17 protein-coding genes are annotated in these 22,665 nt (G+C 68.9%); 6 read left to right on the forward strand and 11 right to left on the reverse strand.

Going from position 1 to position 22,665, the window contains the following annotated elements; all coding sequences use genetic code 11:
- Nucleotides 1-9: 9 nt before the first annotated feature.
- Genes ACFFIO_RS03680 through ACFFIO_RS03690 form a run of 3 tightly spaced genes read right to left on the reverse strand, consistent with a single transcriptional unit; the run spans nt 10 to nt 4,072 of the window.
- Nucleotides 10-2,862, reverse strand: a complete 2,853-nt coding sequence (locus tag ACFFIO_RS03680; RefSeq protein ID WP_378040244.1) for a WecB/TagA/CpsF family glycosyltransferase — start codon at nt 2,860-2,862, stop codon at nt 10-12.
- On the reverse strand, nt 2,859-3,404 hold the full coding sequence (locus ACFFIO_RS03685; RefSeq protein WP_378040245.1) for a VanZ family protein: 546 nt from the start codon (nt 3,402-3,404) through the stop codon (nt 2,859-2,861). Before ACFFIO_RS03685 ends, ACFFIO_RS03680 begins: the two co-directional genes overlap by 4 nt.
- Nucleotides 3,401-4,072, reverse strand: coding sequence for an acyltransferase (locus ACFFIO_RS03690; protein ID WP_378040246.1), 672 nt, complete (start codon nt 4,070-4,072; stop codon nt 3,401-3,403). Before ACFFIO_RS03690 ends, ACFFIO_RS03685 begins: the two co-directional genes overlap by 4 nt.
- A 385-nt stretch (nt 4,073-4,457) precedes the next feature.
- On the opposite strand from ACFFIO_RS03690, the gene ACFFIO_RS03695 reads away from it, so the two are divergent.
- Genes ACFFIO_RS03695 through ACFFIO_RS03705 form a run of 3 tightly spaced genes read left to right on the forward strand, consistent with a single transcriptional unit; the run spans nt 4,458 to nt 7,645 of the window.
- Nucleotides 4,458-5,165: a hypothetical protein gene (locus tag ACFFIO_RS03695; protein WP_378040247.1), complete on the forward strand. Its 708-nt coding sequence runs from the start codon at nt 4,458-4,460 to the stop codon at nt 5,163-5,165.
- A gap of 30 nt (nt 5,166-5,195) precedes the next feature.
- A complete protein-coding gene (locus ACFFIO_RS03700; protein ID WP_378040248.1) occupies nt 5,196-6,569 on the forward strand; it encodes an MFS transporter in 1,374 nt (457 codons plus the stop codon).
- Nucleotides 6,566-7,645, forward strand: coding sequence for a TolB-like translocation protein (locus ACFFIO_RS03705; protein ID WP_378040249.1), 1,080 nt, complete (start codon nt 6,566-6,568; stop codon nt 7,643-7,645). Before ACFFIO_RS03700 ends, ACFFIO_RS03705 begins: the two co-directional genes overlap by 4 nt.
- A gap of 42 nt (nt 7,646-7,687) precedes the next feature.
- Here the strand turns inward: ACFFIO_RS03705 and ACFFIO_RS03710 are convergent, their stop codons facing one another.
- From ACFFIO_RS03710 to ACFFIO_RS03730, 5 genes are all read right to left on the reverse strand, one after another.
- Nucleotides 7,688-7,996 (reverse strand): DUF421 domain-containing protein, encoded by a 309-nt coding sequence (locus ACFFIO_RS03710; protein ID WP_378040250.1) that lies wholly within the window; start codon nt 7,994-7,996, stop codon nt 7,688-7,690.
- Between the two features lie 380 nt (nt 7,997-8,376).
- Nucleotides 8,377-8,841 (reverse strand): alpha/beta fold hydrolase, encoded by a 465-nt coding sequence (locus tag ACFFIO_RS03715; RefSeq protein ID WP_378040251.1) that lies wholly within the window; start codon nt 8,839-8,841, stop codon nt 8,377-8,379.
- A 53-nt stretch (nt 8,842-8,894) separates the two neighbouring features.
- The gene (locus ACFFIO_RS03720) at nt 8,895-9,059 is read right to left on the reverse strand and encodes a hypothetical protein (RefSeq protein ID WP_378040252.1); all 165 of its coding nucleotides are present in this window, start codon (nt 9,057-9,059) and stop codon (nt 8,895-8,897) included.
- Nucleotides 9,060-9,087: 28 nt separating this feature from the next.
- Nucleotides 9,088-9,558, reverse strand: a complete 471-nt coding sequence (locus ACFFIO_RS03725) for a hypothetical protein (protein WP_378040253.1) — start codon at nt 9,556-9,558, stop codon at nt 9,088-9,090.
- 32 nt (nt 9,559-9,590) lie between these two features.
- A complete protein-coding gene (locus tag ACFFIO_RS03730) occupies nt 9,591-10,175 on the reverse strand; it encodes a TetR/AcrR family transcriptional regulator (protein ID WP_378040254.1) in 585 nt (194 codons plus the stop codon).
- A 240-nt stretch (nt 10,176-10,415) separates the two neighbouring features.
- Here ACFFIO_RS03730 and ACFFIO_RS03735 point away from each other — a divergent pair, with 240 nt between their 5' ends.
- Nucleotides 10,416-11,795 carry an MDR family MFS transporter gene (locus ACFFIO_RS03735; RefSeq protein WP_378040255.1) on the forward strand — a complete coding sequence of 460 codons (1,380 nt, stop codon included), beginning with the start codon at nt 10,416-10,418 and terminating at the stop codon, nt 11,793-11,795.
- A gap of 33 nt (nt 11,796-11,828) precedes the next feature.
- On the opposite strand, the gene ACFFIO_RS03740 is transcribed toward ACFFIO_RS03735, so the two are convergent.
- Complete coding sequence (locus ACFFIO_RS03740; protein WP_378040256.1) at nt 11,829-16,658, reverse strand: DUF4082 domain-containing protein; 4,830 nt, start codon at nt 16,656-16,658, stop codon at nt 11,829-11,831.
- Nucleotides 16,659-16,820: 162 nt separating this feature from the next.
- The gene (locus ACFFIO_RS03745) at nt 16,821-19,064 is read right to left on the reverse strand and encodes a hypothetical protein (RefSeq protein WP_378040257.1); all 2,244 of its coding nucleotides are present in this window, start codon (nt 19,062-19,064) and stop codon (nt 16,821-16,823) included.
- A gap of 294 nt (nt 19,065-19,358) precedes the next feature.
- Here ACFFIO_RS03745 and glmU point away from each other — a divergent pair, with 294 nt between their 5' ends.
- Both glmU and ACFFIO_RS03755 read left to right on the forward strand, forming a co-directional pair.
- On the forward strand, nt 19,359-20,915 hold the full coding sequence (gene glmU / locus ACFFIO_RS03750; protein ID WP_378040258.1) for a bifunctional UDP-N-acetylglucosamine diphosphorylase/glucosamine-1-phosphate N-acetyltransferase GlmU: 1,557 nt from the start codon (nt 19,359-19,361) through the stop codon (nt 20,913-20,915).
- A gap of 82 nt (nt 20,916-20,997) precedes the next feature.
- Nucleotides 20,998-21,978, forward strand: a complete 981-nt coding sequence (locus ACFFIO_RS03755) for a ribose-phosphate diphosphokinase (protein WP_378040259.1) — start codon at nt 20,998-21,000, stop codon at nt 21,976-21,978.
- Between the two features lie 154 nt (nt 21,979-22,132).
- On the opposite strand, the gene ACFFIO_RS03760 is transcribed toward ACFFIO_RS03755, so the two are convergent.
- Nucleotides 22,133-22,639, reverse strand: a complete 507-nt coding sequence (locus ACFFIO_RS03760) for a DUF2505 domain-containing protein (protein WP_378040260.1) — start codon at nt 22,637-22,639, stop codon at nt 22,133-22,135.
- Nucleotides 22,640-22,665: the final 26 nt, after the last annotated feature.

Here is a 22,665-nt window from a genome sequence, read left to right on the forward strand (position 1 = left end):
GGGCCTCCCTCAGCGTGGCAGTCCTTCAGGGCGGCGGCTGCTGTCGTCGCGTTCCCAGGCGATGGGCGCGGAAGAAGGGGTTCCTGCGCCCGTCCGGCGGAGCCGGACCAACCGTGGTGTGGCAGCCAAGCCGGAGTACGAGAGGGCATCGACGGCGCTGCGCGGGCCTCTGACGGACCGGAACAGTTCCCAGGCCGTTGACGAGGCGGAGGAGACGGCCGCATCAGCCGGCGTATCAGCGGTGCGCCCGACTGCCGTCTGCCGTGCAGCGGGTCCGGCGGCATCCGAGTGGAACAGCGTTCCCTGGGGCGCTTCCACCGCCCGCGCCGGCGAAGAACGCTGTTCTGCCGGGCCCCTGATGTTGCGCGTCAGGACGTTGAGCAGTGACCTGGTCTCACGGGGGGTCTGGACGGGGACCGGCGGCGTGGGGACGATGGCCTTCTCCTCGTCGGAGAAGAGCCGGTCCACGAAATAGTCGTCCGCGGTGACGTCCGGGAAGGAGCCGAGGCGTTCGTGCCCCTCGCGGGACAGGGCGAAGACGCCGGCACCCCACAGGGCCTGCTGGGTGCTCGTCAGGCGGCGCCGGGCGCGGTAGTAGGCCCGTACCGGCCAGGTGGCCCCCGAGTCGTCGTAGCGGAACGCCGGGCGCGCGGCCAGCACTGGTGACTCGGACAGGGTCTCCAGCACGCGGCGCAGGGCGGTGGGGCTGAGGACGGTGTCGGCGTCCAGGTAGACCCGAGGCCATTGGGTGGCCACCGTGTCCCCGGCATTCAGGGCGGCCGTCTTCGAGGCCACCGACGCCTCGATGACCTGGACCCCGGGCACTGCGGCCGCCAGCGCAGCCGTGCCGTCCGTGCATCCGTTGCATACCACGATCACCTCCACCCGACCGGTCCGTAGCACCGGTTCGAGGGAGTCGAGGGTCCGTCCGATGACGGCGGCCTCATTGTGGGCCGGGATGATGACGGATCCGGCGGGGAACCCACCGAGGACCTTGGCCGGGTACCGGGTGGCTGACGGCCCGGGCAGGGCGTCCCACAAGGCCTCGTCCGCCACGATGGCCAAGGTCCTGCGGTGGTCTCGGTTGAAGGAGCGCAGCATCTCGTGGAGGACCACGCCGCAGCGGAATACCTCGGCCGTGACGTCCGTGTGGTGTTTCCGGATGTAGCGGACCCGGTTGACGGCCATCAGGGCCTGCAGCTGCACGGAGGAGCCGGAGCCGTTCTCGGCATGGGCCACGGTGGCTGCTGGTTCGTACCAGATCCGGGCACCGGACTCTCGTGCCCGGCGGAAGTAGTCGGTCTCCTCGGAGTAGAGGAAGAAGCGTTCATCCCATGCACCGATCCGGCGGTCCACGTCCGCACTCGTCATGACGGCGGCTCCGGTGGCCCAATCGACCTCATGGCCGAACTGATAGCTCTCGGGCGCGGAGTCCTGTTCGGCCAGCACCGCGGGACGCTGCGGCCAGTGGCCACCGAAGAGGGCATCGCCGAAGACCGTGCCCAGGCTCGGCTCACGGCGGAGGGACGGCGTGAGGTTCCCCTCCCCGTCCACGATGCGGGGGACCACGACGTCGGCCTCACCCGAGCGCAACACCTCCAGCAGCGCCGAGATGGCACCGGGGAGGACCTCGAGGTCCGGATTCAGCACCAGGATCGCCTCGGCGTCTCCAGCCATTCGCCGAGCGGCGTTGACTCCGGCCGCATAGCCGAGGTTGCCGCCTGTCTGGACCTGCAGGATATCGGCGTGCCTGTTGAGTTCAGCGAGGGTGCCGTCCGTGGAGTCGTTGTCCGCTATGACCAGCCGGATCCGGAGTGTACGGGCTTCTTGGCGGAGGCTGGAGATGAGGGCTCCCAGGTGGTCCTGGTTGTTGTAGGTCACCACGAGGACGGCTACGTCCACCGGACGGCCCAAGGCCGAGAATTGTCCCGGTCTCCCGTGGTGGGGCACGGCAGCCGGTGCTGGATCGTGGCCGGTCCCGCTGGAGGGATGCGTCCGGCGGGGGGAACGGAGCGGACCGGCAACGGCAGGCGGTGGCGAGACAGTGGCGTCCGCCGGCAACAGGCTGCTGTGGCGCCGCAGCTGGACCAGTCCAGGCGGGTCGTCCAGGAGGTAGCGCTTGGCCAGCCGACGTGGTTCCCGGGCCAGGCGCCATGCCCATTCCAGGCCGTGGTCGCTCGCCACAGCGGGAGCCCGTTGGATCGCGTCGGCCAGGAAATCGACCACGGCACCGAAGGCCAACAGGACTGTGGCCCCGGTGGCGGGTCCGTACTTGGAGATCCAGAGTTCCTGGCGGGGCTTGCCCAGCCCGACGATCAGCAGTTCGGGAGCGGCTGCGGCGATGTCCTCGGCCAGCTTCAGGGAGGACTGCTCGTCCGCCAGTTCACTGCGGTCCGGTGACCACATCCCGGCGATCACGAGCCCTGGCCGGGTCGCGATGAGCCGACGGGACAGGAGGCGCTGGATCAGATAGGACCCGCCCAGGAAGCCCACTGACAGTCCCTCCTTCTCAGCGGCGTCCAGCAACGGACCCACGAGGTCGCTGCCGGCCAAGCGGGGCCAGGAAGCACCCGTGAGCCGATCGGCTTGGGCTACCAGGGGTGCACCGTCCAGCAGGGTCAGCCACTCCAGGGGGCGGGACTGGCCATCGGCGTCGGTACGGGTCGGGTGCAGGGAATCACCCAGGGTGCGGCGCCAGCGGCCACCCTGTCCGAATTGGACGATGTGGTCCAGATTGGCCGAGATGACGGCCAGCGGGTTGCCATCGGCCGGCCGGTGGACGAGGGCATCGATGGCTGCCCGCTCGTCCATCAGGTCGACGACGATGCCGGCCAGGTCTACGCGGGGATGCGGGGGGATCATGGTGTGTTCCTTCGGGAGGTCCGGCTACGGGCCGTCTGGACGAGTCGGAAGGTCAGGACTCCGGCGAGGGCACCGGTGGCATTGCAGAGGAGGTCACGGAAGGTACCCGAGCGTTCCGCGAGGAGGAACATCTGGGTCAGCTCGATCCCCGCGGACAGGAGGACGGCCAGGAGCCACACCACGAAATCCGGGAGACCTGATCGGAGGATCCTCGGGGTGCGGGTGCGGCGGCCCCAGAGCCCTGCGAACAGGAAGCCGATGGGAATGAAGAGCAGGACGTTGGCTGCCGCCTCGAGATGACCGAACCGTATCTCGGAGAACCAGCGGGTCTCTCTGAACCACTGCAAGAGGGACTCGGCGACCTGGGGAATGCCGTGGTCGCCGAGGCGTGCCGAGAGGACGAGAGCGGTCAACGGAACCAGATAGGCGAGCAGGCTCCAACCGGCCCACCTTCGGTGCTCTTTGCGTGGAGGGGCGGATACCTGCTCGTTCTCCGAGGTGACGTTGCGGCGTGAGACCGGGCTGCCCTGGAGGGCCGTCATGAGCGCGTCTCCAGCTTCTCCAGGCGGGCCTCGGTCTCCCGGTAGAGCTGCCCCGTGGCAGGGCAGCGCCAGAGGCCGCCCGGTGCGGTGGCACCGGTGGACGCCTGAGGGCCGTCCAGTCCCACGGCTTCGAGACGGCGGCCGGCTTCCCCGACCCAGCCCAGGCGCCGAGCGGGAACGCCGGCGACCACCGCATAGTCCGGAACGTCACGCGTGACCACGGCACCGGCGGCGATCATCGCCCAGGCGCCGATCACCAGAGGGGCCACGCACACGGCCCGGGCACCGATGGCGGCCCCGGTGCCGACAGTGACGCCGACCCGGACCCAGTCGTCATGCCGTTTCAGGGCTCCGTCCGGGGTCACCGCCCGGGGAAACTCGTCGTTGGTCAGTACCGCTGCCGGGCCGACGAAGACACCGTCAGCCAGGCGGGCCGGCTCGTAGACCAGGGCGTGGTTCTGCAGCTTGCAGTTCCGGCCCATCACCACCCCGGGGCCGACGTAGGCGCCGCGCCCGATCTGGCATCCGTCACCGACGACCGCCTCCTCGCGAACCTGAGCCAGATGCCATACCCGGACGCGGCGGCCGATCCAGGCCCGGGGATCGACATCCGCCGACATCTGGATGCCGTTGCTCGCCGTAGAAGACTCTTCATTCACTTCTGTCATCACGTGCTCCCGGGCGGTGGCAGGTTCCAAAGGCGGTCGGCCGGATGCCCTGCTGGGGATGAGAGGGCGGGCCGTGGGTCTCAACGTAGGACCGGATTTCTGCCCCGGGCAACGGCAATCCCCGTCATCCGGGTGAATCGCGCGGTAATGGAGTAGCGGTTCGGCCCGGGTACGTGGGGCTGTGGGTGGCAACACCCGCAGACCACGTGGGAGCCGCGTCGGTCACGGGTCACGGCGAGGATGAACCACTCTGGGCCGGCCGGAACAACCGCCATATTCTGGCGGCAGAACCCGATCAGCGCCCTCCAACAGCGCTCGTCACCAACACCCACCAGTAGCTCAGTAGCGCCGCCACCAGTACCCGGAACCACGCCAGGGAGACCCCATGTCCGTCCGCAGATGGGCCACCGCAGCAGCCGCCGTGGTGGTCCTGGCCCTGATCGCCGTGCTGGCCGTCCACCTCACCCACCCATCCCGCCCGGTCGCGGACGGGTACAAGGGCCATCCGGCCTCGCCGACGCCCACGACCTCATCACCCGCCACCCCCACGCCGGGGTCCGTGGCGGCCGCGCCGTCCGGCTCAGTGGCCCCCACCGGCGTGGACGACGGATCCCACCCCACGTGGGACCCGGCCGCGGGGGAGCCGGCAGGCGCCGGCCAGGAGCCCAAGGTGCCGAACGGCGAGGGCACGGAGCCGTACCGGTTGCCGTCCACCTCCCCCCGGGAGCCGGCCCTCACCGAGGTCCCGGCGGCCGCCGTCGGCGACCACGAGCTGGTGGCCGGCTTCCCGGACCACGTGGTGCCGGTGCCGGACGGCTCGGAGGTCCAGTCCTCCTCCGTGTCCCCGCAGGGCCAGCGCGTCGTGGTCGGCCTGCACGTCCTCAGCGATGACGATCCGCAAGAGCTCCTGGACTTCTACGCCCGGCGCTGCGAGGACCTGGGGTGGCCCGTCACGCGGACGCCGGCTCCGGACGGGGCGCCGCGGATGCAGTGCGGGTTCGGCCCGGACTCCCTGACCGTCACGGCGCCCACGTTGCCCACCGGGCGCGTCGGCCTCTCGGCCAGCGGCGCCTTCGTGGTGGACGCCGGATAACCCACACCAGCACTTCGAAGGGGCTGACCCATGTACATCTCCCTGGCCGACCGGCCTCGCCCCGGCGCAGACTCTCACTCCGGCGCAGACGCTCACCCCGGCCCTCCAGGTCTGCGCTCCGGCCGGACCGTCGCCTTCCGGGTGGCCCCGACCGTCGTCGCGCTCGGGATGGTCAGCCTGCTGACGGATGTCTCCTCCGAATCCGTCGCGGCGATCCTGCCGCTCTACGTCACCGGCGCGCTCGGGCTGTCCATGGTGGCCTACGGATTCCTCGAGGGACTCCACCAGGGCGTGAGCGCGGTGGTGAGGATCGCCGCCGGCTACGCCGCGGACCGGACCGACCGGCCCAAGGCCATCGCGGTGGCCGGCTACGGCCTGTCCATGCTCACGCGGGCGGGACTGCTGGTGGTGCAGGGCTTCGTGGGCATCGCCGTGCTGGTGGGGATCGACAGGGTCGGCAAGGGCATCCGCACCGCCCCGCGGGACGCCATGATCCAGGAGGTCTCCCAGTCCGAGCACCTCGCGCGCTCCTTCGGGGTCCACCGCATGCTGGACACGATCGGCGCCACCGTCGGCCCGCTGCTGGCCTTCGTGGTGCTGCTGCTGGTCCCGGACGGTTACCGCGTCGTCTTCGCCGTCTCCCTCGCCGCCGCCCTGATCGGCGTGGCGGCACTGATCCTCTTCGTCCCCAACGTCCGGTTCAGCAGAACCACCACCACCTCCACCACGACGCCGGCCGCACCGGTCCCGGCGGCCGCGGAGACCTCGCCGGTGGTCCGGCCCCGCACGCTCCGGTCCCGCACGCTCCGGTCCCGCGCACCCCGGTCGGGTTCACCCCGGCGCCCGCGTTGGCACACCCTGGACGGTCCCCTCAAGCGGCTCCTGGTGGCTGCGGGCGTCCTCGGCCTGCTCACCGTGGGGGACGGGTTCATCTACCTGGCCATCATGTCCCACGGCCACCTCGATCCACTGTGGTTCCCCCTACTCTTCGTCGGCACCAACGGCGTCTTCCTGCTGCTCGCCATCCCCGTGGGCCGGATCGCCGACCGGACCTCCCGCGCCGCGGTCCTGATCGGCGGGCACCTGTTCCTGGCCGGGGCGTACGTCGCGGCGGCGATGGGCGGGAGCTGGATCGCGCTCGGGCTGGCGCTGCTGATGCTGGGCATCTTCTATGCCGCCACGGACGGCGTCCTCGCCGCGCTCGCCGGCCAACTGTCCCCACAGGGCCGGACGGCCACGGGCATCGGGGCCGCTCAGACCGTCGTCGCGATCACCCGGCTCGTGGCCTCCACCGGCTTCGGGGCGCTGTGGGTGCTGTTCGGCGCCGTGCCCACCATGGTGGGCGCCGCCGTCGTGCTGGTGTTGGTGTTGCCGCTGGCGTGGTGGCTGGTGGTCCGCCGGTGAAGCCGGTGAAGGAGCGGGCAGGGGTGCGGGGAGGGCTGTCCCGGCGCGCGCGATGGTGGGCGCTGGGGGGCGTGGCCGCCGTGTCCCTCGGCGCCGTGGGCGTCTACGGTGTCCAGGCCCTGCAGGACCACCAGGAGCGGACCACGGGTGCCTCGGCCGCGGAACTCGCCGTCTCCCTCCCGGACGGCCCGCACGTCACGTTCAGGAACACCGCCTCCGGCGAGGGGTACGGCATGGTGTCCTCGGTGGCCTTGGCGGATCCGGACGGGGCCCGGCAGGTCAGTGGCCAGGCCTGCGACCGGGTGGACGTGGCGGGGGAGTACCTGTCCTGCCTGCGGACCCTGCGCGGGATCCCCACCACGTTCGAGACGCAGGTCTACGACTATGGCCAGGACCTCGGCGGCAGCCCGGTCACCACGTGGCCGCTGGCCGGGATCCCCAGCCGGACCCGGGTGTCCGACGACGGACTGGTCGCCACCACCGCGTTCGTCACCGGGCACTCCTACGCCGCCGACTCCTTCTCCACCGAGACCACCGTGAGGGGAGCCAAGGACCCGGACGGCCGGGACTACGGCAACCTGCAGGACTTCGAGATCACCGTGGACGGTGAACCGCTGACCGCGATCGATCGCAACGTGTGGGGCGTGAGCTTCGCCGGCGGTGACCGCTTCTTCGCCACGGTGGCCTCGGGCGGGACGACCTGGCTCATGGAGGGAGACCTGGGGGCGCGGACCATGACCTCTGTGGCGACCGAGGCCGAATGCCCCTCGGTGTCCCCGGACGGCAGCCGAGTGGCCTTCAAGGTCCGCCGGGACTCCGGCGGGGACATGGTCGGCGGATCGGGCGTGCACTGGGACGTCGCCGTACTGGACCTGGCCTCGGGGGAGCGGACCGTGATCGAGCTCGAGCGCGGCATCGACGATCAGCTGGAATGGCTGGACGAGGACACCCTGCTCTACGGGCTGCCCCGCGAGGAGGCCGGCTGGGATGCCGACGTGTTCGCACTGGAGGCCGAGGCGGACGCCGAACCCGAGCTGTTCATCGAGCACGCCTGGTCGCCCTCGGTGGTCCGGTAGTCCTGGTGAAACGGTCGACTCCACGAAAAGTGGTCAACTCGATCAGGTCGCAGGCGACTCGGGTGTATCGGTGGTCTCAGCGCCCTGGCGTGGGATGACGCTGATCATCCCGTTGGGTTCGATGTAGGCGCGCTTGACCTCGCGGATGTCCTCGATCCCGTGAAGTCTGAGTTGAGAGGTGACCTCTGCCTCGGCCATGAACTCCCGTCTCATCGCGCGTCGGTTGAGGTGGCCGTTCTCGATGAGCGGCTTGGGGCGGGCCTTGAGCAGTCGTCCGACCGTCGGCCACCGGTAAGGACACGGCGTCGAGCAGGATGCTCCAGAACAGGATCGTGCCGACGAGCACGGCACCGTCGGCGACGGTCTGGGCGTCTCCGGTGAGCCCGGCGCTGGCAGCGTCGGCGATGAGGATGATGACCAGCAGGTCCGTCATCCCCAGGCCACCGGACTCTCGCTGGCCCACGAGGCGCAGCAGCAACATCAGTCCCAGGAACGTGATCGTTCCCCGGACGAGGAGCTCGCCCACGGGGACACTCAACTCCAGGAATGCACTCCAATCCAGCATCTGTCCTCCTCTGGTATGAGGCGAGCCAGGGACCCTGGCACCGCCATAGTCGGTGGACCGTCCGCGGAGGCGGAACAATCGGCACGGCACCCGCGACGCAGGCGATCACGCCACGAGCATGACGCGGAGTGTAGCGGCCTAGGTGGAACGTCAACGTCCTGCCGGACTACGTTCGCCAGCTGGAGGTGTCATGAAGAAATTGCCGAGTGCTCGCGCGAGGTTTTCCGGAGCCTGTTCGGCCATGTGATGAGGGGAGTCGATGCCGATCGGCAGACAGTCCATTAGCGCCACGCGCGTGACGCGGTCCGGGTGATCCAGTGCCATCCGCAGGGCGACGTAGCTCCCCCCGGTCATGGCCCGCGACGGCGAAGCGCCCGTGGCCGAGCTCCTGCATGGCTCTCACCAACAACTCGGCTCCAACCCGCTTGGAGTGAGGGACGTGGTCAGGCGTCGGTGTGGGTTTGCCCGACCGGCAGTAGCCAGGAAGATCAGCGCACACCACCGTGAACCCCTGCTCGACGAGCCGCGGAGCCACCAGGTGCCAGGTGGAGGAGGTCCGGGGATGGCCGTGCAACCCATGGATCAGCTGCCGAGCCACATCGGAGAGTCGGCAACGGGGTACCTCGGGCACCGAAAAGGGCCCCAGAAGACCGTCACGAGGTCTCCGGGGCCCTTTTCGTGGACTCAGTAATTGGCTGGTGGGTCAGAGGCGGGGAACGATTCCTCGACCTGTTCGTCCAACTCCTGCTCCGTGTCCGGGCCGTTCGTGGATCGGGCCTCCTCGGTGGATCGGGTCTCGTCGCGGCGTTCCTCTTCGGCAGCAGCCGGGTTGAGGGGATCAGTGCTCATCGTGTCCTCCTGAGAATTGGTCGGAGCTTCAGTCTGCACTAGTCGGAAGCGCTTCGTGGTGGGGCCGGCCGGCCGAGCGGCGGCTTTCCTTCATCTCCGCCTCGAACAGGTGGCGCTTACCCCCGGCCAACTCGTCTCGAACCTGTCGTTCAAGGTCCTTGAAGGCCGAGTAGTAGTGATCGTCGTAGTCCTCAACGATCTGGAACGTCCACCGGCCGTGGATGACATTACGGCCGATGATCTCCTGCTCGACTCGCTCGGCAAGGTCCGCATGGCCGGCGCTGCGGAGCAGGCTTACGGCGTCGTCGAGGGCCAGGTCCGCGGTCCCCGTCAGCCGGTGGAACCCGTAGAGCAGGCCGCGGGCGTGTTCCACCACCTCCAAGGCCTCGGAGAGCTTGCCGAGGGCTTCGACGGTCGCGTCGCTGACTCCTGGTGGCCGCCGGTGCTCCGCATCGGGGCCGGCTGATGAAGGACGATGATCTCCAACGTGTTCGGACATGACGCCATCATGGCAAGGATCACCCCGAGATTTCACGTGCTGGGAAACAGCTGGCCCAACTCACGTACGGTCTGGTCGAACAGAGCCACCGGGTCGGAGTCCATCCCGTCGACATCGTCCCGGGCGAAGGACTGCCAGGCGACCCGCCAGCACGCCGTGACGATCTCCGCAACCAGGAGCGACTGGAGGGTCCCCAGCACGCCGCGGTGGACCAGTGCTGAGCTCAGCGCCTCGACCAGGCTTCGCTCCTGCCGAGTGACGACCCGCAGCATTTCCGGCTCCTGGACCAGTAGGCGGGAGATCCTGCGGAAATCGCGCTGTTCGACCTCATGGGAAAAGAGCTCGCGGCACACGGCCAAGAGGTCTTCCAGGATCCCGGAGGGAGTGTGGTGCGCGCTCTCGCAGGACACCAGGGCGTCAATCAGTCCCTGCTGGCCGGGCACGAGCGCGTGCTCCTTGGAGGGGTAATAGCGGAAGACCGTGCGCTCGGAGACGCCCACGCGAACGGCGATGTCCCCCACCGTTGTGGCCTCCAGGCCCTGCTCCTCCACCAGATCCAGGGCGGCACGTTGGATGTCCCGCAGCATGCGGACGCGGTGTTCTTCACGGATACCCAATGCTCAGCTCGTTTCTGGGAGGGGAGGAGAGAGGCCCGGCAGGCCGCGAGGCTCGCCGGAACTATCTGTTGTGTCACAGTCTGACAGATTTGGCATCCGAAAGCTGTCAGGCCGTGACATGATTCTACTGTTCGCATCTGACAGAAGAGGTACATCCCGATGGCTCACGCCGCCGAAGACACGATTTCTCCACCGGCCGCCCCCGCTCACCAGGCACCGCCAGCCCTGTCGAGGAAACAATTGACCGGCATCATCGGCGCACTGGCCCTCGGTGCCTTCGTGATGATCCTCAACGAAACGGTGCTCACCGTGGCACTGCCGTCGATCATGGCCGACTACGGGGTCTCCGCGGCGGCGGGTCAGTGGCTCACCACCGGATTCCTGCTCACGATGGCCGTGGTCATCCCTCTGACCGGCTACCTGCTGCAGCGGTACACCCTGCGCGGACTGTTCGTCTTCGCGCTGTGCAGCTTCCTGGCCGGCACCGTCCTGGCCATCATCGCGCCGTCCTTCAGTGTCCTGCTGGGCGCCCGCGTCATTCAAGCCGTCGGCACCGCCATCGTGATGCCGCTGCTCATGAACACCACCCTGACGCTCGTGCCGTTCCAGCACCGAGGGATGGTCATGGGCCTGAACTCGATCGTGATCTCGGTCGGCCCGGCCATCGGACCCACCGTGTCCGGGATCATCGTCAACTCGCTGTCCTGGCACTGGATCTTCGGCCTCATGACTCCACTCGTCGTCATCATCCTGGTGCTGGGCATCATCTTCATCAAGGTGCCCTCGGCCACCCGCAGGCTTCCGGTCGATGTTTTCTCCGTGATCCTCTCGGCTCTGGCCTTCGGCGGTCTGGTCTACGCACTGTCCACGATCGGCGGCGCACTGGAGAACCCCACCGTTCCCCTCGTCAGCGGCGCGATCGGCGTGGCCGCACTGGTACTGTTCATCACCCGCCAGGTTCGTCTGACCCGCACCGACCGTGAGCTGCTGAACCTGCGGCCCTTCAAGAACCGCACCTTCACGCTCAGCGTCGTCATGATCATGATCGCCATGGGCACGCTGCTGGGCACCGTGGTCATCCTGCCGATCCTCCTGCAGAACGGCAGTGGCCTGAGCACCATGACCATCGGCATGATGCTGCTTCCCGGTGGGCTGGTGCAGATTGCCGTGGGCCCGATCTTCGGCCGCGTCTTCGACCGCCATGGCCCCCGACCGGTGCTGATCCCCGGCGCCCTGATGCTGGCGCTGGGCCAGTGGTTGTTCACCACCATCCATCCGGGCACCGAGCCCGGCCTGATCGTCGCCTTCCACACGATCTTCTGCATCGGGCTGGCCATGTTGATGACCGGCCTGCTCTCCGCGGCACTGAGTGGAGTCCCTCATCAGCTCTACGGTCACGGCTCGGCCATCTTCAACACCGGACAGCAGCTCGGTGGCGCCGTGGGAACCACGATCTTCGTGACCGTCATGAGCGCCGTTGCGGCCGCCGAGACCGGTGCCGGCTCGGCCCTGGTCGACGGGCTGTTCCACGGCGCCCACTTCGCGTTCATCGTCGGCGGGATCCTCGCGACGATCGCCGTCCTCTGTGCCCCGTTCATCAAGGGCCCGCAGCGCGCCTGACCTCCCGCGGGACCATCAGCGGCAGTGAGCCGGTCAGTCCTCCGTGTACAGCAGGTCCACGAAGTAGTTGGCGTTCTCCCAGGTCTGATCCGGGACGGCAGTGCCGTCGCCATAACGGAACAGCCCATTCTCTCCCGCCGGGGTGAGGGCACCGACGGTCCGGGACGTCGCGAAGTCGCCGGGGGTGTGGGGATACCCACCCTGGGGCGAATACCGGGACACGGTGAAGGTGGTCCCCGCCGCCATCTGCACCGGAGTCTCGAGGAAGACGGTCTGCCACCCGGGGGCGGTGGCCGGGGGGAAGGCCGCACGGGCCAGCCGCGTTCCGTCGGCGTCCCAGATCGAGCCGGTTCCGGCCGCACCGGGGTCGGTGCCGTGGTAGTAGCGCAGGGCGTGGACGGTGATGTCCCGGTCCGTGGCCAACGCCACTCCCAGCTCCACCGGGTCAGTTTCACCTGAGGCCAGGGAACTCGGCGTCGAATCGTTCAGGAAGGACGTGGCAGCACCGTCAGCGAGCGCAGTCTGGAAGGACCATTGGTGTCCGCGGCTGATGGACGTCCCGGAGGCATCCTCTGCCGCCACGGTCACCGTGTAGGTGGTCGACCCGGCCAAGGGGCCCTCGGGCGTGAAGGTCACAGTCCTGGTGGCTGTCTCATACTCCGTGGACCCCGCCACCGGCTCCTCCGATGCCGCGGCCGTCACCGAGACCTCCACCGTATCCGGCACGGGTTCTCCGGAGAATACGGCGCTGATCCGGGCGTCAACCGGCACCCGGGCGGCCCCGTCCGCCGGCTGGTGCGAGGTCGCTGACAGCGGGGCCGCCGCCGCCTCGGCGTACAGCAGGTCCACGAAGTAGTTGGTGCTATCCCAGGTCTCGTTCGGGGATGCCGAGCCGTCACCGTACCGGAACAAACCGTTGTCTCCGGCCAGGGTCAAGGCCCCGACCGTCCGCGGCTGCGCGAAGTCGCCTGACGTATGGGCATACCCGCCGTCCGGGGCATGACGGGAGACCGTGAAGGTGCTTCCAGCCGTCAGATGGACCGGGGCGTCCAGGAAGGCCGTGTACCAGCCGGGAGCCGTTCCGGCGGGGAAGGCCACGTGGGCGATCCGGTCACCGTCTGAGTCCCACACGGAGCCCGTGCCAGCAGAGCCTGGCTCCGTTCCCCGGTAGTAGCGCAGGGCGTGGACGGTGATGTCCCGGTCGGTGGTCACGGCCATTCCCAGCTCCACGGCAGCACCGTCGCCGGAGACCAGGGTCTCGGGTGCGGCATCGTCGAGGAAGGACGCGGTCTCTCCCGTCGGCAGGGCGGTGCGGAAGGACCACGTGTGGACCGGTGCCTCAAATGATCCGGCTGCATCGGTGGCACCGGTCACGGAGACGGTGACGAGGGAGCCGGTCGGCAGGGGATCGGCGGGGTTGAATGACAGACCGGTCCCGTCCTTGGTGCGTGAGGCCGCTCCAGTCACGGGGGTTCCAGCTTCGGTTCCACCGGTTGATCCGCCCACCGCCACGGTCACGGCGGCATCGGGGTGGACGGCCTGGTCGAAGGTGACGGTCACGGTGCTTGACGGGTCCACGTCCAGCGCTCCCGGGGCGGGCGAACGGTCGGTGATCGTCGGGGCGGTGGGGTCGGGTGTGAAGTGGACGTCCACCAGGTAGTCCGTGGACACGGCCTCCGTGGGCATGCCGCCCTGATAGGTGTACCGCCCGGCATTCTCGCTGGTCCGCAGTGATCCGGAGGTCCGCGGCTGGGCCCAGTGGCCGGCGGTCAGGGAGTACTTCGAGGGGGTGGTGTAGGCCACGGTGTACTCGGTCCCCGGAACGATCCGGACTGGGGCGGCCAATGCTGCCTGTTGCCACCCGGAGACGGAATCGTCGGGGAAGTCAGCGGTGGCCAGAACCGTGCCGTCCGCCGCGTAAAGGGTCCCGGTGTGAGGCCCGGTGTTGCCGGGGGCGCGGTAGAACTCGAGGGCGGAGACGGTGCCGGCCTCCGTGACGGTGAACGCGGTGCCCAGGGTGACCGAGACGCCGTCGTCGACCAAGGCCGTCTCCGGCACCATAGTCTCGGCCAGCAACCCGTAGGGGGCCGTTCCGGTGGTGGTGCTCCAGGTGCGGAACGTCCACGTACCGCCGTGGGCAAGGCTCTCACCGGCCGTGTCCGCGGCCGCCAGCGACACCGTGTGCTCGGTTCCTTCAGCCAGGGGCGATTCCGGGGTGAAGGTCACGGTACGGGTCGCCGGAGCGTACGAGGCCGTCCCGGCCACCGGGGTGGCACTGCCCGCTGCCGAGACGGTCATGGCGAGGGAGTCCGGATCGATCTCACGGGACAGCACAGCGGAGATGGGTGTGTCCACCGGAACGCTGGCGGCCGTGTTGGCCGGCTGCTGAGATCGTGCGGCCAGCGGTGACTCTGCCTCCGGAACGAACAGGACATCCACGTAGTAGTTGGTGTTGTACCAGGCAGTGGACGGGTACTCGCCGGGAGCAGCGAACACACCGGCCGCGGGCGCGCCGAAGCCGCCCGCCACGCTCAGCGGCGGACCGTCGACGCCGCGGTAGGCGAAGGCGTGAGAGTCCGCTGCGTAGCGGCCCTGGGGCGCCGTGTAGGACACCACGTAGTCAGTACCGGCCGAGATCGCCACGGGCTCGGAGAGTTCAGCCGTCCGCCACCCCTCGCCGGTGCTCGCAGGGAAAGCGACGGTGGCCAGCGCCGTGCCGTCGAGCGACCAGAGTGTTCCGGTATGGGCACCGGAGTTGGCGGCGGCGCCGTAGAAGCGGACCCCGGTCACCTGGCCGTCCACCGTGGGGCTGAACCGCAGGCCCAGTTCCACACCGGCCGGGTCGCCGCTGTCCGGTAGTTTCGGGGTGCGCTCACCGAAGGTGCTGTAGGGTCCTTCCACTGCGATGGTGACGGCGGCAGCGTCGGCGGTCTCCGCTGGATAGTTGGCGCTGTCGTCGATGGCTCGTACGAGCACGGTGTGGTCTCCCATGCCCGGCTGGAGGTAGCTGACTGACCAGTTCGTGGTGCCCTCGGCCGGGGCCCACGTGGATCCTGCATCGAGTGAGTACTCCACCCCGGCCACGACGCCGGCCCCCGCCCCGGTGCCGTCCGTGGCGGTTCCGGAGACGGTCACCGGTTGACCGTGGGGGACCGGTTCCGTCGGCTGCTCGGTCACCTGGACGGTGGGCGCGGTGGTGTCCGCCGAGGCCGTCGCCGGGACGAGGCCGTCCATGAGGGTGGTGGGCTGGACGCCCATGTCCGCGAAGAGGTTGACCTGGGCCTGCTGCATGCGCGGGTCCGCGGCCTCGCCGTCGCCGTCGTGCCATTCGTCCAGGCCCCACGTCCACTGCACGCTGCCCGCGGAGAACACGAGTGCACCCGAGGGCGCCTGGTACAGGGTGACGTGGTGGGTGGTCTCGCCCGGGGCCACGGTGTTGCCGAAGTCCTGCAGGTACTCAGGCACGGAGCCCGTGGTGGTGGACAGCCGGATCAGTCCGGGCGGACGGAACCCGTTGAGCAGGTCCTCGTTGGACTCGTAGCCCACGGTGTGCGGGGCCAGCTCCTCGCTGGAGCCGGTGGGCAGGTCTTCGAGGCCGGTGTCCCGCCAGAGCCGCAGATCTCCCTCCCGGTCGTCCACGGTCACCGGGAAGTCGCCGTAGTTGACCACGTACGCCGTGCCGGTCAGGGTGTTCTCCGGTACTCCGCCACCGTCCTGAACGGCGGCGAAGCGGGGATCGCGGAAGGTGCCCGTCCACTCCTGGGCCGGGTCGATCTTGTCATCGGACCAGGTCTCCTTGTAGCTGACCAGGGTCCGGTGGTCGCCACCGCCTTGATCTGCGGGGGAGGGCTCGTAGCGGACCCGCCAGTACATCTCGTTGCCGGAGAGGAACTGCAGGTGCACCCCGGCATCCCGGGCGGCCTCCACGTTGGCCCGCTGCTGGCCGGACCAGTACTCGTCATGGCCCACCGAGAGGAACACCTCATGGTTGGTCAGCTGGTCTCCGAAGCGGTCGGTGTCGATCCCGGAGAAATAGGAGACGTCGTAGCCGTTGCGTTCCATGAACCGGACCATGGGGTACTCGCTGCCGAAGTAGAAGTCCCGGGCCTCGATCCCGCCGCGGGTGGCGAACGGACGGTTGTAGCTGATCTTGTAGGCCCGGCCGTTGTCCGCGCCCTGGTAGAAGTTCGAGCCGCCGTAGGAGTTGTACGCGTGCCAGGTGGTGTCCGAGGTCTGGAACAGCACCTCAGAGGTGGAGCCGTCATTGCGCACCACGAAGGTGATGTGGCTGGCACCGCCCGTGTCCGTGCGGGTGAGCTTGGCGAGATAGACGCCGGACACGGCATCGGCCGGCACCTGCCAGGAGGCGGAGACGGCCCAGGTCCCGCAGTCGGTGAGCTCTGTGGTCGGGTCCGTCAGACACTCGTCCTGGTTCTGGGGCAGCGCGGCGCTCGGCTGGACGGAACCCACCTTGCGGGCACCCAGGCCCTGGTACCAGCCGGTCCGGTAGATGTCGATGTCATAGTCGCTGGCGTCTGTATCGATCTTGAAGTCGATCGTCTGCCCCGCGTTGACGGACATGTCCGTGGCGAAGCCCTGGATCGACTCGTCACCGGCGCCGTCGATCTCCCACTCGGACCAGTGCGCACCGGCCTTGGAGTTCTCGCAGACGATGGGATTCGAGTCCGGTCCACAGGGGCCGGCGGCCTGGACACCCGGTGCCATGGCGAACGGCAGGAAGAGCGCCACGGACGCCAGGAGAGCGAGGACCATGGCGGTCTTCGAACGCGCGAATCGCCAAGTGCCCCACGGGGTCCGGGTCCGCGTCGGGAAGGAGGGGCGAGTCTCTCGAAAATTGGCCACGGCATCAACCTAGGACTCTCCGAGCCCAGCCGGAACGACTCCGCGTCAGGACTCGCGTCGGACGGGTGACGGGCCACACGGGTTCAGGCCGGGACAGGTGGTTCCCGAGTATGCCCACCGTGTCATCGGGCTGGTGACCCCGGCGCAGGATCGGAAGGGCTTTCACCTGTACCGGGCCTCGAAGCTGCCGTTGGCGGCCGGGAAGAAGGCGTAGGTGATGCCCTTGATCTGCCGCACGTGGAAGTCCAGCGGCGTGCCATCTTTGCTGATCGAGGCCAGGAGCCTGTCACCGGACCGCAGCGGCACCATGGCCTGGAGCAGGTCACTGGCCCGGTCGTCCACGTCGATCTCCCAGGTCATCTCCAGGGTGTCCTCGTCCGCACCGGACGCGGCAGCCCCGGGATCGGTGTAGGAGACATTCGCGAACGAGGACGCGTTGCGGCCTTCGGTGAAGTCCAAGAGCTGCTGGGCGGAAACCATCGGGATGTCCCGCTCCGCGGCGATCTCCATCAGCTGCCGGTCGAAGGCGTCGCTGAAGTCGTAGTGGGTGCCGAAGGCGCCGTAGTAGCCGCGCTCGTCCTCGGCTGCATCGATCAGCTGCTCGATGGCGGCCGAGGAACCGTTCCAGGTCTCGTTCACCAGGTGCGACTCCTGCTGGAAGACGTTGATGATCCGTCCGTCCACGTCGGAGAACCTCATCGGCAGCGCGGAACCCGTCATGTAACCGGCACGATCCTGGATCCAGCCCGGCGGCCAGTTGTAGTAATTCATGTCGAACCGGATACCCCAGCGGAGGCCGATGGAGGCCTGCTCCAGCCACTGTGAGTTCGCGATGCAGTGCAGGCGGTGACCCCTTTGGTCCCGGAGCGAGGAGTACTTGTCCCGGAACTCCATCAGAGAGGTCTGGAACGCGGCATTGAGTGATTCCGGTGTCCAGTCGGCACAGTCGGTGGTGGCATGCACACCGAGGTCGAAGCCCTGTTCCTGGTAGCTCGCCGCCTGGGAATCGGTCAGGGGGGACTCGGGGTAGAACCACGAGGTTGCCCGGTGGCACTCCCAGAGCCGCACTTCACAGCCGGGTGCGTCAAGGCCCAGCATCCGTTCGAAGGACTCCCGGGTTCCGTCGTCGGTCCCGTGGTCGTCCGCCGTCATGACGATCGCCGCGTTCTTCCCGTGCGGCAGGTACCAGAAGCGGGGAAGCGGGCCGGTGTCGTCATGGAGCATGACCAGTGTGTTGCCCAGCAACCGCATCTGCTCGTCCGCCTGCGGGACGCCGATCCTGGACAGGTCCAGGTAGTCGTCCTCGTCAGCACCCCCGGTGAACAGGTCATTGGGGCGGATCGGCGCCGAACCGTCCCGTTCCTGCCCGGCCCATGCGGGGTTCCCCTGGCGGGTCAGCAGAACTGAGGTCGCCAGGTCATAGGTGAAGGTCACCACGTGACCGCCGGAGGTTCCGACGTCATTCCACGTCACGGCCGGGTGGACAGTGGGGTCGTCAACAGCGGAGGAAAGGACGGCGACGACTGCGGTTTCCGGGGAGTGCCCGTCAGCGGCGCCCTCGCCTGCAGCCGCGTTGGTCTCATAGATCCCGGCCGCACCGTGAAACTGCATGGATTCACCGGTCAGCCCGGCACCCACGCTGCTCGAGGTGTCGATGGTGAGGTAACCGTCCTGCACGGCTCCTCCGGCAGGCGTCAGACCGCCCAGGGTGGCGAGCTGTCCCTCGGGTCGCAGGGTCACCAGGTCACCGCCCTTGGCCACCCACGTCTCCAGGGCCTCCACGTGGCTGCCACTGGCGCTTCCGGCACCGACGACGACCACCGCATGATGGGCCAGCAGGTCAGCCGTCACCTCGTCCGGTGCCACGGTGTCGAAGGACATGAACCCCTCGGCACGGAGGATCTCCGCCAGGTAGGAGTCCGCCGTGCCGTCACGGGCGATGAGCAACAGGCTGCCGCCCGCACCCTCCGTGAGGTCCCGTGCCTGATTGACGGTGAACTGCCAGGAATCCAGCGTCTGATCCTCGCCGTCGCCGGTCGCCGTGTGATGGAGGACCTCCACGGTGGTCCGTCCAGCGTCGAGTTGGTCCTCGGGGACGAAGGATAGGATGCCCGAGCTGTTCACCGCCGTGTGCCCGGGCACGGGCGATCCGTCCGAACCCGTGACCTGTATGGACAGGTCATCCGCGGCATCCGCCCATCCTGGACTGAGCTGCAGCAGGATCTCGGTGGAGCGGGGCACGCTCTGGGCGCCGGACCCGGGGTAGCGGGCCATCGAATCGGACTGCGCGCCCTCCGCGAGGGAGAAGGTCACGAGGCCCGTGGTCAGCAAGGCCAGAACCGTGGCCAGGACCAGCAAGACGGTCCGGATCTTCTGCGAGTACGGTGACCGCACGTTTGTGCTCACGGTGTGAATCCCTAACTACGGTGCGAATCCTCAGGTGCCGGATACAGTCTGGGTCAAAGAGGGGACGGAGGGAGCCGGCTTCGGGAGAATCAGGCATCAATGGAGTGACAGGCTTTTCGCCCCCGCCGTGGCGTACGTGGTGGGCACGGGACGGAGCACGTGCCTTCCCTTCAACGGACCTGAGTATCACCACTCGGTTCGGACCCCTCGCACTCGAAGGTCTAGACTGACCGGCGGCGGTCTACCACCTCTGGTTGGGCCGACTCCGGACGATCGAAGCAGGAGCGCAGATCCTTGACCGAATCCACCGTGGTACCCGCAGAGCCGGCAGGACCGGCTGCGCCAGCAGCAGTCATCGTCCTCGCCGCCGGGGCGGGAACCCGGATGAAGTCCAAGACCCCCAAGATCCTGCACCCGATCGGGGGCCGGTCCATGATCGGCCACGCCCTCACCGCTGCCGCGGGGCTGAACCCGGGTGAGCTGGTCGCCGTGGTCCGCCACCAGCGTGACCTGGTCGCCGACCATATCCTCTCCCTGTCCGAGGCACTCGGCACCACTCCGGTCATCGCGGACCAGGACGAGATGCCGGGCACCGGCCGGGCTGTGCAGTGCGGCCTCGAGGCCCTCACGGCCGCCGCAACCCCCGCGCCCGACGCCGGCCCGGCCGCCCCCGTGGACGGTTTCGGCACCGTGGTGGTCACCTACGGCGACGTCCCCCTGCTGACCACCGAGCTGCTCGCCGAGCTCGTCGCCACGCACGAGGCGGACGGCAACGCCGTCACCGTGCTCACCGCCCTGCTAGCCGACCCCACCGGCTACGGCCGGATCCTCCGCGAGGCGGACGGCACCGTCGCCGGGATCGTGGAGCACAAGGACGCCACCGCCGAGCAGCGGGCCGTCAACGAGGTCAACTCGGGCATCTACGCCTTCGACGGGGACATGCTGGCCACCGCCCTGGCCGAGGTCACCACGGACAACGCCCAGGGCGAGATGTACCTGACCGATGTCCTGCAGATCGCCCGCGCCGCCGGCGGCCGCGTGGCGGCGGTGACCACCACGGACCAGTGGCAGGTGGAGGGCGCGAATGACCGCGTGCAGCTGCAGGCGCTCGGCGCGGAGATGAACCGCCGCACCCTCCAGCGGCACATGCGCGCCGGAACCTCCATCCAGGACCCGGCCACCACGTGGATCGACTCCACCGTGACGCTGGAGCCGGACACCACCATCCTGCCGAACACGCACCTGCAGGGCGCCACGCACCTCTCCGAGGACTCGGTCGTCGGCCCGGACACCACACTCGTGGACACCACCGTGGGGATCGGCGCCACCGTGACCCGCACCCAGGCGACTGGCGCCGTGATCGGTGACCGCGCCGCCGTCGGGCCCTTCACCTACCTCCGCCCGGGCACCGTGCTCGGCGAGCAGGGCAAGATCGGGGCGTTCTACGAGACCAAGAACGCGATCATCGGCCGCGGCTCCAAGCTCTCCCACCTCGGCTATGCGGGGGACGCGGAGATCGGGGAGTACACCAACATCGGCTGCGGCAACATCACCGCCAACTATGACGGCGTGAACAAGCACCGCACCGTGATCGGCAACCACGTGCGGACCTCGTCCAACACCGTCTTCATCGCCCCCGTGACCGTGGGGGACGGCGCCTACACCGGGGCCGGTGCCGTGGTCCGCAAGGACGTCCCGGCCGGCGCGCTCGCCCTGACCGTCGCCCCGCAGCGCAACAGCGAGGGATGGGTCGAGGACCGCCGCCCCGGCTCACCGGCCGCCGACGCCGCCGCCCAGGCCCGCGTGGGCCACGCCACGTCAAACCCCCCACAGCCCGACGCCGGCGCTTGAGCCCCCGGCCGATGTCACACCTCCCTCCCGATCACCCCACCACCGGCCGGCCATCCCAGTCAGAATCAGGAAGTACACAGTGATGAACGAGATCACCCAGCACAGCGAGAAGAAGCTGGTTCTGGCAGCGGGCCGGGCACACCCCGAGCTGGCGGCACAGGTGGCCGAGGAGCTCGGCACCGAACTGCTGCCGATGAGCGCCTACGACTTCGCGAACGGGGAGATCTACGTCCGCTCAGGTGAATCCGTGCGCGGCAAGGACATCTTCGTGATGCAGTCACACCCGGCGCCGCTGAACAACCACCTCATGGAGCAGCTGCTCATGCTGGACTCGTTCAAGCGGGCCTCCGCCAAGCGCATCACCGCCATCTCACCCTTCTACCCCTACGCTCGGCAGGACAAGAAGGGCCGCGGCCGCGAGCCCATCTCCGCCCGGCTGGTCGCTGACATGTACCGCACCGCCGGCGCGGACCGCATCATGAGCGTGGACCTGCACACCGCCCAGATCCAGGGCTTCTTCGACGGCCCGGTGGACCACCTGTTCGCGGTGCCGCTGCTGAGCGACTACATCCGCACCAAGACCGAGGGGGAGGACCTCACCGTGGTCTCCCCGGACACCGGCCGCGTGCGGGTGGCGGAGCAGTGGGCCGAGCGCCTCGGCGGTGCCCCGCTGGCCTTCGTGCACAAGTCCCGTGACCTCACCGTCCCGAACCAGGCCGTGTCGAAGCAGGTCGTCGGCCAGGTCGAGGGCCGCACCTGCGTGCTGATCGACGACATGATCGACACCGGCGGCACCATCGCCGGCGCCGTGCGCGTGCTCAAGGAGGCCGGCGCCAAGGACGTCATCATCGCCGCCACCCACGCCGTCTTCTCGGACCCGGCCGCGCAGCGCCTGTCCGAGTCCGGCGCCCGCGAGGTCGTGGTGACCAACACCCTGCCGATCCCGGAGGAGAAGCGCTTCGACTCCCTGACCGTGCTGTCCATCGCCCCGCTGCTGGCCCGTGCCATCCGCGAGGTCTTCGAGGACGGCTCGGTGACCAGCCTGTTCGACGGCAACGCCTGAGCCGTCCGCTGACCCAGAGCCACGCGGGACATGCGGGACATGCGGGACGTGCCGCCGGCTCACCCGATGTCACCACGAGAGGACATTGCCCCGGTGGGATCCACCGGGGCAATGTCCTCTCGTGGTCGCCAGCCCGTCTGGCCGGTCTGAACGGTTACCGCTTCAACCAGGTGGCCACTTCGCGGGCCTGACGTCCCAGCACGTGGCCGACCCTGGGTTCGGCGGCCTGGCCGATCTTCTTGCCGAGCAGTGGGATCCTGCACTCCAGGGTCCCCGTGACGCGCACCTCGGTGCCGTCATCCGTGGGCAGCAGCAGCTGTTCGGCGGTCGCCGTGGTCTTGGCGGCGCCCACGGTGACGACCAGCTGGCCGGTGCGGGAGCCATCGGCAGCGGGGGCGGACCAGGTCTCCTGCTGCTCCACGCTCAGCTTGTCTCCGAGGAACTTGCCGGCGACCTTCTGCACGGCGTCCGGCAGCTTGTTGACCGGTACGGAGCGCACCATGGTGACGCTCACGGGCCCGGTGAGCTCGCCCTGGCGCTCGAAGGCGACCAGCGCTCCGCCGAGGCCCTCGGTGACCTTGCGGTTGAAGGCCTCGTCGACCAGGGCCGCGAACACGTCGGACGGCGGGTGGGCAATGGTGGTTGATTCCTTGAACGCCATGGGGTCCTCCTGGGGGTTCGGTCTGT

Origin of the sequence: Citricoccus parietis (genome assembly GCF_042433045.1) — a bacterium.
Taxonomy (GTDB): Bacteria; Actinomycetota; Actinomycetes; order Actinomycetales; family Micrococcaceae; genus Citricoccus; species Citricoccus parietis.